Origin of the sequence: Marivirga atlantica (assembly GCF_016734805.1) — a bacterium.
Classification (GTDB): Bacteria; Bacteroidota; Bacteroidia; order Cytophagales; family Cyclobacteriaceae; genus Marivirga; species Marivirga atlantica.
In genome coordinates this window covers 919,969-933,696 of sequence record NZ_JAERQG010000002.1, presented here as the reverse complement: position 1 = coordinate 933,696, position 13,728 = coordinate 919,969, and the positions used below count along the sequence as shown (strand labels likewise).

At 34.6% G+C, this 13,728-nt stretch carries 9 protein-coding genes; 4 read left to right on the top strand and 5 right to left on the bottom strand.

Features of this window, described 5'->3' with window-relative positions; genetic code table 11:
- The first annotated feature begins 38 nt into the window (after window positions 1-38).
- Entirely contained in the window at window positions 39-890 is an 852-nt protein-coding gene (locus JKP34_RS11130; protein WP_236664966.1) for a M57 family metalloprotease, read from the top strand.
- Window positions 891-1,019: 129 nt separating this feature from the next.
- Here JKP34_RS11130 and JKP34_RS11125 read toward each other — a convergent pair whose 3' ends face one another.
- The 3 genes from JKP34_RS11125 to JKP34_RS11115 all read right to left on the bottom strand — a co-directional run bounded on the left by JKP34_RS11125 (window position 1,020) and on the right by JKP34_RS11115 (window position 5,125).
- Window positions 1,020-1,733 carry an SDR family oxidoreductase gene (locus JKP34_RS11125; RefSeq protein WP_201921114.1) on the bottom strand — a complete coding sequence of 238 codons (714 nt, stop codon included), beginning with the start codon at window positions 1,731-1,733 and terminating at the stop codon, window positions 1,020-1,022.
- Window positions 1,734-1,792: 59 nt separating this feature from the next.
- A complete protein-coding gene (locus JKP34_RS11120; protein WP_201921112.1) occupies window positions 1,793-2,497 on the bottom strand; it encodes a DUF7255 family protein in 705 nt (234 codons plus the stop codon).
- A 171-nt stretch (window positions 2,498-2,668) separates the two neighbouring features.
- Complete coding sequence (locus JKP34_RS11115; RefSeq protein ID WP_201921109.1) at window positions 2,669-5,125, bottom strand: TonB-dependent receptor domain-containing protein; 2,457 nt, start codon at window positions 5,123-5,125, stop codon at window positions 2,669-2,671.
- Window positions 5,126-5,349: 224 nt separating this feature from the next.
- On the opposite strand from JKP34_RS11115, the gene JKP34_RS11110 reads away from it, so the two are divergent.
- The gene (locus tag JKP34_RS11110; RefSeq protein WP_201921107.1) at window positions 5,350-6,543 is read left to right on the top strand and encodes an aminotransferase class I/II-fold pyridoxal phosphate-dependent enzyme; all 1,194 of its coding nucleotides are present in this window, start codon (window positions 5,350-5,352) and stop codon (window positions 6,541-6,543) included.
- Between the two features lie 43 nt (window positions 6,544-6,586).
- On the opposite strand, the gene JKP34_RS11105 is transcribed toward JKP34_RS11110, so the two are convergent.
- Complete coding sequence (locus JKP34_RS11105; protein ID WP_201921105.1) at window positions 6,587-7,864, bottom strand: sensor histidine kinase; 1,278 nt, start codon at window positions 7,862-7,864, stop codon at window positions 6,587-6,589.
- A gap of 160 nt (window positions 7,865-8,024) precedes the next feature.
- On the opposite strand from JKP34_RS11105, the gene JKP34_RS11100 reads away from it, so the two are divergent.
- Together JKP34_RS11100 and trpF are read left to right on the top strand one after the other, a co-directional pair.
- A complete protein-coding gene (locus JKP34_RS11100; protein ID WP_201921104.1) occupies window positions 8,025-10,484 on the top strand; it encodes a zinc-dependent metalloprotease in 2,460 nt (819 codons plus the stop codon).
- A 123-nt stretch (window positions 10,485-10,607) separates the two neighbouring features.
- Window positions 10,608-11,231 (top strand): phosphoribosylanthranilate isomerase, encoded by a 624-nt coding sequence (gene trpF / locus JKP34_RS11095; RefSeq protein ID WP_201921102.1) that lies wholly within the window; start codon window positions 10,608-10,610, stop codon window positions 11,229-11,231.
- An 11-nt stretch (window positions 11,232-11,242) separates the two neighbouring features.
- On the opposite strand, the gene JKP34_RS11090 is transcribed toward trpF, so the two are convergent.
- Window positions 11,243-13,723 (bottom strand): DUF5686 and carboxypeptidase-like regulatory domain-containing protein, encoded by a 2,481-nt coding sequence (locus tag JKP34_RS11090; protein ID WP_201921100.1) that lies wholly within the window; start codon window positions 13,721-13,723, stop codon window positions 11,243-11,245.
- Between the last annotated feature and the right edge of the window lie 5 nt (window positions 13,724-13,728).

Sequence of the window (13,728 nt, the reverse complement as noted above, 5' to 3'; positions counted from 1 at the left end):
ATAATATTATTCGAATCTAACCAAAAACTTACTGTAATATGTGTAATTTTAAAAATCGCTTGATGATTGTTTTGGCAATCATAGCAAGCACAGTAGTAATGAGTTCTTGTCAACAAGATGAAGAACTGAATGTCGATCTTAATACGATCAATGATGACATTAGAGACAAGTTCGTTGAACTTGGTTTTGATGCCAGTGACATGTATGTTGATCAGATCGATAACCCTTTAACGGGTGAAGTAGAAAAGTTTTATATGCTGGAGGGGGATATAGCTATTTCTGCAAAACAAATGGAAGAAATGTTAGATAGTGATATCGCTCACAAAGGATTGAATGGTGAGCAGTATCGTACTAACAACCTTGTTAGCCAGGGAAGAACTATTCGTGTAATAGGCTACACTGGCAACAATGCAAATGGCTTGGATTCTAAAATGCAAACTGCTTTGCAGTGGGCTGTTGCTAATTATAACAGAATCAATACAAGCTTAAACTTCACTTTAACATTTGGTACTAACTACAACTCATATGACATGGTTGTTTATAGAGTATCTGGTGGCGGTGGCGGTAGCGCTGGTTTCCCTAGCGGTGGTCGTCCTAACAAATTCATCAGAATTAACTCTGGAACTAGCAACTATGACACTAATGTAGTTGAGCACGTAATTACTCACGAAATGGGTCACTCTGTAGGTTTAAGACATACTGATTATTTTGACAGATCTTATTCTTGTGGATCGGGTGGAAATGAAGGTGATGGTGGCGTTGGTGCTATCCATGTTCCTGGAACTCCAACTGGAATTGATCCTAACTCTATCATGTTAGCTTGCTTTGGCTCAGGTGAAGATGGTGAGTTTGGTAACTATGATGTAACTGCTCTTGAGTATTTATATTAATTTAGTAACCAACTAAAAAATTTAAGGTCAGATGCCCTCCATCTGACCTTTTTTATTTACGACAATTCATGTTATGCTAAAGCTATTATACCTGACATAACTGATAACAACATGAATAATTTCAAATCATTATTTTTTAGGAGGTTGACTTGGTCGCACTTCAATTTTACTAGGTAGTGTTCTTGAATCCATTTCAAACAAATCTACCACCATCTTACCCAAATCCTCTGGCTGAATCTTCCATGCATCAGCTTCATTAGGTTCATGGTTATTAAAGTGAGTAGCCACTGAGCCAGGCATTATGGTACTTACATTTATACCCTCATGACGTAAATCAAGCATTACCGCCTGAGTAAAACCTGTTAAACCAAATTTACTGGCATTGTAAGCTGATCCGCCAGGAAAAAAGTTAGTTCCAGCTAAGCTAGAAATGGTAATAAAATATCCTTTAGACTTTTTTAAAGCCTCAAGAGAAGATTTAATTGTATAAAATGGTCCTGTAAGATTTGTATCTATAACCTCATTCCATTGGTCAGCAGACAAATCTGCTACACTTGCAAAGTGCCCTAAACCAGCATTGGCAATCACATAATCTAACTGGCCCCATTTTTCAATAATTTTAGTCACGCATGACTGCTGGCTTTCGAAACTTCTGACATCAGCTTCCAAAGCTAGCACCTTATCTGGACCACCCAAGGATTTTGCTGCTTCATCGGCAGAACTTTGTGATCTACTGGTTATGGCAACTTTCACACCTTTGTTAACCAATGCTTCAGCTATACCGTAGCCTATTCCTTTACTTCCACCAGTTATTAATGCTACTTTATTACTAATATTCTGCATATTTAAATTGATTATTTGTTTAAACTTACCAACTCAACTATGCCCACAGAGTTTAATTTTTATGGTTTATTTGATATGAAAACATCAGATTCCAGCTTTTCTACAGGTATATCAAGTTTTCTTACCATATATTTTTGAATAGCCTCTTTGTGTTTAGGTTCGCTAGAAAGCAATAAAGTCTGGAATTGAATTAATTTTCCATCAACCATTAAAGTGTCAAAAGGGCTGAAACGGTGAAAAGCAAAATTTTTATCGTATGAATAAATATCCAGTAAGTAATTCGCTATAGCAATATACTTCCAACCACTCGAACCCTTACCTCCAAAATATCCTGCTTCTTCTGAAGTCCCTAATAGCTCCTCTCCTTCCTTTAAGGTCCATATTTCAGACTTAAGACCAGATTTTAGAGCCTCCTGTTCTTTGGTTCGGCAATAATTTCGATGCTTCTGAATATCAAAAGGTGAATAATTATGATATAATTCATCGCGTAAAGTAATTAAGCGATACTTATTAAAATGAAAAGTTGGTTCGTAAATAAGATACTTTTGGAATTCAAAAAGATATATAGTATTAAACTTGAGCGTTTTACCTACCAAATCAGAAGAGTTTAAGCCAAATTCCTCTAAAGTATCTTCTAATTTAATAGTATCATTGAAGTCCTTTATAGTAAATTCAACTGAACTTATTTCATTTCGACAGTTTACTTCTTCTAAGAATTTATTAATGATTTTCCATTCGTAAGGAATTGCCAAGGATTTTAGCATGCTATTGAGTGGAATTTTGATTGGTTAAGAAAGCAGCCGCTCAAATAATGAAGCATCTTAAAGATTATAACCAAAAACCTAATGTAAAGTGCAATAAAATTCTTACGGCTGCTAATTGGGTGCAAAAGTACGACTTAATTCTTTTAATACTAACCCCTATCTAAATTTTTATTAAATATCTCCATCGTTATTATCTCCTCTGCCCCCTTCACTTCTACCTCGTTGTTTTTTACTGTTCAATCTATAGTCTAATGTAAGTCTGAAGGTTCGCGTTCTCCATTGGAATTCTGAATCATATTCAAAGCTTGAGCCATCAGAGCTACTACCGCTGGTAATTGTTCTCCATTTTCTTGAATTAAACAAATCTCGCACACTTAATGAAATTGTCCCTTTATTATTGAAAATTTCTTTACTCAGCCCTAAATCCATCATATAAAAAGCCTTTCTGTAACGCTGGGGCTCCCTTTCTGGTGCTCGATAGAATCCACTTAACTGAAAGGTTAAATCATCCCAAAAAGTCATCTGTGATGTTAATCTGGAACTCATTGTAAAGGTTTGAGCATACAAGTCAACCAACCTACCTTCATCATCTATTGTTTCTCCATCTGTTTCTTGATAGAACACGTTGACATTAGCATTTAAACGCCACCAATCATTTAAATCGTGCGAATAGGTGTTTTCTAAACCAATGGCATTTCTAAAGCCAATATTCTGAGGCTGTCTATATATCACACTGTCAATTAAAGTATTGACTCTTTCAATCAAACCATCCGTATAACGGTAATAAATGCCTGCATACAAACTGGCATTTTTAAAGTTGTTCATAACACCTAATTCATATGAATCAGTAAATTCAGGATTCAAATTAGGGTTACCTATTCTAATATTGGTGTTATCTCCAAAATTTGAAAATGGGTTCAAACTTCTAAAACCTGGTCTGTCAAACCTCCTACTATAACTTGCCTGAACATCGGTTAGCTTGCTCAATTTGTAGGTTAAGAATACGCTTGGGAATAAGTTGGCATACGGATCTCTATCTAATAAAAGGCTATCTCCACTTTCACCAAAATCAGTGCTGATATCTGTATATTCTGCTCTCAAACCAGCCTGAAAGCTTATTTTATCCCACTCTGTATTATATATAGCATATAGCGCATGAATATTCTCTTCGTAAATAAAATCATTAGTAAAGTCCGCCAAACTCACAAATGATCCTTCTTCAGTTCGCTGTTCTACATTGTAACTGTTGGTAATAGTTCTAAGATTTGATCTCCATCCTACTTCGAAAGATTGGTTTTCACCTATTGGTTTAAAGTAACTTGATTGTAACAAAAGATTGTCCGAAAACTCATCAATTAATGATGTTTGAAAAATATCTTCGTAAAATTGATCATCCTCAAAGTTTAAGGTGTCGGTTGTAATATCAGAGTCTTCTACCTCATTATTTTGACGATACTGGATATCGGCTGTTAATTTATGATCTTCGTTATCTTCGAATTTTTTGGTGAAATTAATACTATACTCCAATACATTTTCAGCTTCTAACTCAAATTGAGACCTAATATCTTTACTTTCAAGATTTCTATTTTCATCATAGTATGACCTGGTATTATAAGTCCTATTATCTTCGTCCGAATCTCTGTATAAGAAAGAAGCGGTGATAATAGTATTGTCAGTTATATTGTAGTCCAGCCCAAATCTGAAATTGTGTGAAATATCTGATCTTTCTCTGTCAATATCGTTATAGAGATAGTCTGATACATTACCCAAGGAATCGAAATTAGTTTGATCCCTGTAACCACCACCAAAGTTTTCATCATAGCGGAATCCATAACTTCCAAAGAAATTGAAATTATTTTTTCGGTAGTTTAAGTTGGCGCTTCCTCCTAATATCAATGGATAGCCTAAATTGGCACTAAAACTACCATTAACACCTGCTTTTTTATCTTTCTTTAAAATTATATTAATAATACCAGCATTACCTTCTGCGTCATATCGTGCTGAAGGATTTGTAATTACTTCTATGCTTTCAATTAAATCTGATGGAATGGATTTTAGTGCAGAAGCGCCATCAATACCTACCAAGCCAGAAGGTCTTCCATTTATAAGAATCCTGACGTTTTGGCTACCTCGAAGAGAAACATTACCATCAACATCCACAGTAACGCTCGGTAAATTATCAAGAATACTTTCCGCACTCCCTCCTATATTGCTGAGGTCCTGACCTACATTAAATACTCTTTTGTCTAACTTCATCTCCATTTGAGGCCTTCTGGCTTCTACTGTAACTTCCGAAAGTTGATCCACATCTTCAGAAAGTGAAATTTTACCTAACTGTAAATCATCTTCATTTACTTGAATGGGGACTTCCTTAGTTTTGTAAGAAACAAACTGTACTCTAAGAGTATACGAATCAGGTAATGCCTGAAGTACAAATTGGCCGTCTTCTGAAGTAACCGCTCCTGTTATTAACTCTTGATTTTCATTGAAGAGACTTACATTGGTGTAACCCATTGGCTTACCAGATTGATTATCTACAACCTGACCTGTAATTTTAGATTTTTGTGCTGCTAATTGGAATGATGAAATTAGAAAAATTGCGATGAATGCTGTTTGAATTATCTTCACTAAAATACATATTTTATTTATATCTGATTAACATTAGCTTTTGTTAGATGTTTATATTCAACCAATCAATTTTTAGTATTGCTTCTTAATAAAAATTGATAACTCTTTTCGAATGAAGCAATTTTCTAGCTCAATAATTGGTGATTTCTTCGTATAAATTAATTTTATCAACATACTTTATTTTATATTAAGCCTTACTTTAAACCCGACTTCTCCCCAATAAAATGTTAAAAGAAGATATCCAGAATCGAATTGATAAAAACTACAATTTCAAATTCAATCAAAACGCTCAAAACTTAGAATTATACCCTTACTTTAATGAAGTTTCAACTGCTTCGAGTCCGGTAATCAAGGTGAATGGGGCTAATATGCTCAACTTTGGATCCAATAATTATTTAGGACTAACTACTCATGAAAAAGTCTTAAGCGAAAGTATTGCTTCACTCAAGAAATATGGTTCTGGTGTCACAGGTTCAAGACTGTTAAATGGCACACTTGATGTACATAAAAAACTTGAAAACAAAATAGCAAATTTTTACAATAAGGAAGCTTCGTTGGTTTTTCCTACAGGTTATACTACCAACCTAGGTTTGCTTAGTTCGCTTTTAACAAGTGAAGATATAGCTATTATAGATGCTCAGATCCATGCTTCGGTATATGACGGCTTAAGACAGGCCCGATGTACGATAAGAAGTTTTAAGCACAATAATATTGAAGACTTAGAAAAGACAATAATGAGTTGTAAAATCAAACCAACCGTTTGTGTTGTAGAGGGATTATATTCAATGTTTGGTGATGCTGGTAATATTAAAGCAATCTGTGGAATTTGCGAGAAATACAGTATCACACTAATTGTTGATGAAGCACATAGTGTTGGAGTTTTAGGCAATAAGGGAAGAGGTGCTGCAGAACTTCAACAAGTAATGGATAAAGTTGATGTATTTACGATCACATTTTCCAAAAGTCTCGGTAGTTGTGGAGGTGCAATAGTAGGACCAAAAAAAATTATCGAATTCGTTAAAGTAAATGCTAAACCCTTTTTATTTACTGCAGGAAACACTCCTGCTTCGTTAACTTCTGCCTTAACATGCTTAAATCTATTGGATGCTAATCCATCATTTATTAAGGAGCTCCATCAAAAGAAGGATTTCTTAATAGCCTTACTAAAAGAAAAGGGAATTACACCACTGTCAAAAGACGGTCCAATCATTTCACTTGCATTAGGTAATGATGATCAGGTCATCACTACTTGGAAAAAGTTAATGGATAAGAGGGTATTTTGTAATCCTGTGTTATTTCCAGCAGTTAAAAAAGGGAAAGGTTTAATCAGACTTAGTATTATGAGAACTCATACAATTGAGCAATTAAAGTTATTAGTTAGTTCATTAGAAAGTGTAATTCAGTCAAATACAATATAATTCTAAATCAATCTGCACTTCACTGTAAGAATTTGAAATATTATTAATTTTTATGGTCATTGATTGGTATTATCAAAGTTATACTTGTTCCTTTGCCCACTTCTGATTTAATTGAAATTTCTCCTTTTAGTTTTTCGAGTGTAGATTTCACGATGTAAAGTCCTAATCCTGAACCATCTGAACCTTCATGTCCACGGTAGAACATTTCGAAAATCTTGTCAATATGAAGTTCACTAATACCAATACCATTGTCTTTTATATCAATTATTAACTTATTATTTTTAGCTACTGTATTGATTTTGATAAAGGGCTTTTCAATATAAGGATTCCGGTATTTAATAGCGTTTGATACCAAATTATTTAACACTATCTCAATTCTAGACCTATCACCTTTTATATCACGTGCACCATCGACCTTAAATTCAATATTGAAAGTTTTAATATCTTCAACAAAACTGTTATTCTCAATTACTTCTTTTAATAAACCCTCTAAATCAAATTCCTCCATTTTTATTTCTGTTCGCGAATTTCTAGATATCTCTATCACCTCTCGAATAAAATTATTCAGTTTGTGTACTCTGCTTTCAATTTTTTCAAAATACTCGATTGAAGAAGGGTCTTTAATTTCGTATTTCGCTACATTGACTAATCCTAAAATAGATAATAGAGGGGCTTTTAAATCATGCGAAGCACTATAAACAAATTGATCGAGCTCTTCATTTATCTCTTTTAGCGCTTTATTTTTATCTTCTACCATATTCATAGCTTCTTGGCGCTTATTCTCGATTTCCTCATTAAGCTTATCAAATGATATTAATGAGACTATTGTTACAGCAACAGCCGTCACCAGATTTAACAAATATGAGGATTCACTTACTACTTCCAGAAGCACTGTATTATAGCCAAACGGATTATAATTGGTTAATTCTAAAATAAGCAACAACAAAAGCGCAAAGCTAACTGAGGCATATTTATACAGATTATCCTTTAACTCAAATAATAAAAAAATGATGGTAATTATAGGGAAGAAAATAAAGTATACACCAGTTTCTTTGGGCAATAAAGAGGCATATAAAAATATCAATGTAGGCCCTACAAAAACAAAGATTAGCTTAGCAGCTAAATGCTTTTGACTTTCATTCAATAAGTAGGTGACAAAAAATACCACCACCAAAACCGAATCTAGCATTACAGTAATTGCAGATTCAAAAATTGCGTCATGAATAGCAGCAGCCAAGGATCCTAAAACAACTATTAAGGCAAATTGTGATAGAAATATATTAGACTTCTGCTCAACAGTTTTTTCTAACCGGGACCACATGCGAAATTTAAAAATTTTACTCATCCTCAAGCAGAATTAAACTGTTTTATGTATTCGCCACTTAACACTACCATTTATATAAATAACTAGAAGTTATTATAACAATTAGTTATTTAAATGGTCATTCATTTTTAATTTAAAAAAAATTAAAATTATCGTTATGAAGTTTTCTATAATTATTGGCTATTTAACGTTTAGTCTACTATTTATTTCTACGGCCGATGCCCAGTTCTTTGGAAAAAAGAAGAAAAAGGAGGAACAGAGTGCCTCAAAAAAATCGGAAAAGAAAAGTGAGTTTGAAAAATATAGTGAAATAGTTAAGAAAGGTACTATTACTGATGATGGTCTTTTTAAAACTCACATGAATAATGACAAACTGTATTTCGAAATACCCTTCAATCTATTAGGAAAAGATATGCTTTTGGTAAGTAGAATTGCCAAACTACCGGACAATTTCGGAGGTGGTTATGTAAATGCCGGCTCTAAAATTAATGAACAAGTTGTTCGCTGGGAAAGAAGAAAAAATAACATTGACATAAAGGTTGTTAGTTTCGAAAACGAAAGTGATGAAGAATCACCAATATACAAATCGGTTGAAGCTAATAACTTCTTTCCTATCCTTTTTAGTAGTAAAATAGAGGCTTTCAATAGTGATAGTACGAGCTTATTAGTAGATGTAAGTGATATTTATCAAAAAGAAGTAGCCTCATTAAATGCGATGTCTTCACGAATTAGAAAGCGTTATAGTGTAAAAAGGCTTGATCAAAGTAGGTCATATATAGAGTCGGTTAATTCTTACCCACAAAATATTGAGGTAAAACATGTAATGACCTATGATGCTGATAACCCACCAGAAAGAGATCAGGCTAATACTATTTCCATGTTGCTCAATCAATCTATGATTCTACTTCCTGAAGATAAAATGATGCCTCGCCTGGCCGATTACAGAGTGGGCTGGTTTACCATAGAAAAGTATAATTATAACTCTGATGAGCTTAAATCAGATAATTATGAAATTCTAAGAAGATGGAGGCTTGAACCCAAAGATGTTGAAGCTTACAAAAGAGGAGAGTTAGTAGAACCTATAAAGCCTATTGTATATTATTTAGACCCTGCAACTCCTGAAAAATGGAGACCTTATTTTAAGCAGGGAATTGAAGATTGGAATGTGGCATTTGAAAAAGCAGGTTTCAAAAATGCCATCATTGCTAAAGACGCTCCTACAAAGGAAGAAGATCCTGAGTTCAGTCCAGAAGACGTCCGCTATTCGGTAGTCCGTTATGTGGCAAGTACAACCAGAAATGCTGTGGGTCCATCTGTATCAGATCCCAGAACAGGAGAAATATTAGAGTCTGATATTATATGGTATCATAATCATTTAAGAAGCTATAGAAATAGATTCATGATTGAAGCAGGTGCTCAAAATCCTGATGCAAGAACTTTACAAACTCCTGAAGCTGAAATAGGTGAAATGATGCGCATGGTAATAGCTCATGAAGTGGGTCATGCCTTAGGCTTACCCCATAATATGAAAGCTAGCTCAGCCTACCCTACTGATTCACTACGCTCAGCAAGTTTTACCCAAAAGTATGGCCTCACTCCTTCCATTATGGATTATGCACGAGTGAATTACGTAGCACAGCCGGAAGATAAAGGTGTGAGATATATTAGAATGATGGGACCTTATGACGAATATGCTATCAACTGGGGCTACAGATATTTACCTGATGCAGAGACAAAAGAAGATGAAAAAGCTACTCTTGATAAGTGGATTCTCGAGAAGGCGGATAATCCATGGTACCAATTTGGAGGCGGTTATGATGGCGTAGATCCACAATCTCAAAGAGAAAGTCTTGGTAAAGACCAGGTTAAAGCAAGTGAATATGGTTTGGCAAATTTAAAGAAAGTTGTACCGAATCTAGTGGAGTGGACCAGTGCAGATGGAGAAACTTATGCTGAGTTAGAGGAAGTATATCGTGAGCTTGGCTATATCTGGAGGAGATATGTTGGCCATGTAACTACGAACATTGGTGGTGTTTATGAAACACGAAAAACTGCCGATCAGGAAGGTGTTTTATATACCCCCGTACCAAAAGGTATTCAGCGCTATGCATTGAGCTTTTTACTTGACCACGCCTTCACTACACCAAATTGGTTGCTAAATAAAGACATTTTAGACAGAATAGAATCCAATGGTGCTATTGACAGGGTTAAATCAATTCAACTGTATAATTTAAACCAATTGCTGGATGAAGATAGACTCATCCGAATGGTGGAAGCTGAAGAACGTTATGGAAATGACGCTTATTCGGTTATCGAGTTTTTAACCAACCTAAGAAAAGGCCTATTTTCAGAACTTTATAGCTATAAAAAAACAGATGCTTACAGAAGAAATATCCAACGTGAATATGTTGAAATAGCAGGTAATTATATCCATCATTTAGAAGCTGAAGACCCAGAAAACGGCATTCTAATTTCTGATATCATTTCATTAATGCGAGGTGAATTGAATAGGCTCAAAAATGATTTAACCAGATATGGTAAGAATAACGACCAATTAACAGCCTATCATTGGGATGATCTTTCAGCAAGAATTGATAAGATTTTAGCAAACGATTAATTCATCTTTGTAATTCATCCTATGCTTCATGTGTAGGATAAATTACTTTCTTCTTTAATAATTTCGCTACTTTCCTTCCCATTGCGCTTATCATTCACTTATTTTGCGCCAAAATCAGATCAAATGGCCTTAAAAACTACTGTTAAAATTTCTTCAGTTAATAATTTAAGTGATGCACGCTACTGTGCCGGAATGGGTGTTGACTTTATGGGCTTCCAACTTTCCAAAAATGCTGAAACCTATGTGGATTATCAGAATTTTGTAGAATTAACAGGCTGGGTATCAGGTGTTGAATTTGTTGGTGAGTTCACTGATTCTTCAGAGCAAGAAATTATAGAAACAGCCAAGCAGTATGAGTTAGATTATATTCAAATACAAGATGCCTCACTCATTCCTGCTTTAAAGCCATTAAACAAAAAGCTTATGCTTAAGTACAATATGGAAGAGTTGGCAGACGCCTCTGCTGTTGCAAAGGAAATGGAAACTTATAAAGATGATATAGCTTATTTTCTTTTCGAATCAGATCAAGGCATTACCTATAAAACTCATATTCAGGAAGAAGTATTGAAGCTGGCTGATCAATACCCAGTATTATTTGGCTTTAATCTATCAGAAGATAATGTTGAGCAATTAATTACTAGTTCAATTAAAGGAATTTCCTTAAAGGGTGGCGAAGAAATTAGACCAGGCTACAAGGATTTTGATGAAATGGCTGATATACTGGAAGCTCTTGAATTGGATGATTAAATAAATGATTTTTATAGGATTAACTGGAAATTAATCTTTACACCAAACTTACTAATATTAGGATTATTCAGATAGGTCAAACGGTGGTAAAAATCTACTCTTACCACCTTAAATATATTCTCTACTCCATAACCTAACTCAACGTACGGCTTATCACTTAAGGTATAAAAACCCGCCTCAGTGCCAAATTCATCACCTGCTTTAGCTTTATTGGCATCAGACATACCTCCATAAATAATATTAGTAGTTCCAACCAACCGCCACTTAAGCTTTTTAAGGAGTGGAACTTGATTCAGAATAATACCCTCGAAATAGTGTGTGTATTTTAGACTTACGTATGAATCACTAACAAATTCATAGAAGTTCATCAAATTAAAAGCTGCATCTGAAAAGAATAAACCTTGATTACCGGTATGAACTTTAAGCAATGGATAAGGTACACTGCTGAACATCCTTCCTGCCTCGAAATTCATTTTACCGAGTCCAATCCCATCATAAGGTATATAATGGGAAATGCTTAAATCAAGCTGATGATAATTAAAGTCACTATCTAAAACACCTTTCAGGCCTGCTCTATATTTTAATTCAAAAACAGGCCATTTATTCCTTCCAACAATCAATTTCTGATTCCCATCAATAAGATACCGCTCTCCTTTTGCGAACCTTAAACCAATAGATAATTCGGTAGTTTTAAAACGAGTTGAAGTGTTTGACAAACTATCACTAGGGTTATGCTCATACTCAAAATCAAAAATTGGGTCGAATGTGGTAGCTTTGGCTCCTACAGTTGCATTTAAGCCATAATTAAAATCATTGCTTATTTCAAACTTATTAGTTGTGCTATAGTATGGTTTAATGAGGTTACCAAATCTACTCGATGCATAGAAGAATGGGTTGTCATCCGGAGAAACATCCTTAAGCCCCAATTGATAAAGGTCATAACCATGTGAAAAACTAGCTGTACGCCACGGAGCTCTACTTAAAATGTAAGTTAGCTTACCATTATATTTCCATTCATTATCGCGCTCACCATAGGCAACAAAGCCATCTAGCTCCCAATTTTTACTTAGTCTGTCATTCGTTCTGGCACCAACTTGAATTCTGCTACCTTCAATATCATTATAAGTATATAGATAAGGATAAGGGCCCAAATCAAAATTACCCCATTCAAAATAACCTGTAAGTCCAAACTCAAGTAAATCTTCATAAGTTTTAACTGCCCTGATGTTACGAATATCGGTAATCATTTCTTTAATTTGCTCATTACTTTCTTCCAGGGGTATGTGCCTTTTGGTCTCCCAAAAATCCTCTTTAGCTTGCTTTGGCATTACCCGGACAGGCACATAAAAGAAACTTGTTGGCTTAGGTTTATTCAATACATAATCCTTGTAAGACAGTTTGAAATGTGCATACATACCGGGATATACTCCCAAAATTGGGTCAACATCTAACTTAACATCAACTAGTTTAGGGAGTAAAACTTGCTCTTTACCATATAAGGCAAGATCTTGATTGATTTGTAAACCTGCTAAGTAGTTAATATTGGTGTTTTCTGTAATATTAGCGTTGATGTTCTTTAGTGCGAATGTACCTTTTTCGATAAGCATTTTACCAACGAAAGCTAAATTCTGGCTGTTCTTAGGTTCAAATTCAATTTGATAATGCATGGCACCATCAATCATTAATGAATCAATCAGCTCATACTCATAATAAAGTTTCCAACCATTAGCGATAGGTGATACAAACTGCTTTCCGAATAACTGCATCCAATCATCGGAGAAATCATACTCTTGAAAAGCAGAACCTACAAACTGCTGAGCTATAGAGTTTTCACCAACTAGAATACCCTGTATATTACTATTTAAGACCTCTTCTTTAATTAACTCAGGGTTGTAACGTTTGTATACTTTAGAAAGGCTTTCTGAAAAGAATACAGGTATCATCTTTTGACCCTTCTTATTACGCAACGGAGCTATACTATCAACAGTAGCTACAATTTTTTGAATGATTTTTCTATTTTCCCAAACAGCATTCATTTTGTCGATATAACCTTCAATTTTGGTGTAACTCTCTACCTCTGATGCTTCCAGGTTTTTAGGCTCATACTTTTCTTTATTAGCTACTACTTTGCGCATAACCTTCCAGGCCGGGTTTTCTCCTGGTCGAACAATTACTTCGTTTAAAGCAATGATGTCTGGTTCTAATTCAATAGATAGTTCATTTACCTGACCGCTCTTTATCTTAACTTTTTGGGGCTTATAACCAATATAAGAAGCAATAATTGTATCTGATTTTGCCGTAGTCTTTATTTCAAAAAAGCCCTTGATATCGGTTGTATTACCTGATTGTGTTCCCGAAAAATATACATTCACAAAAGGTAATACTTCACCAGTTGATGCATCCTTCACATAACCAAATGCTTCAGTTTGAGCCTTAAGGTCTATGGAAAAACTCGATAAAAAGAGAAGTATAAGGGAAAGACTAAACCTCATGAAAT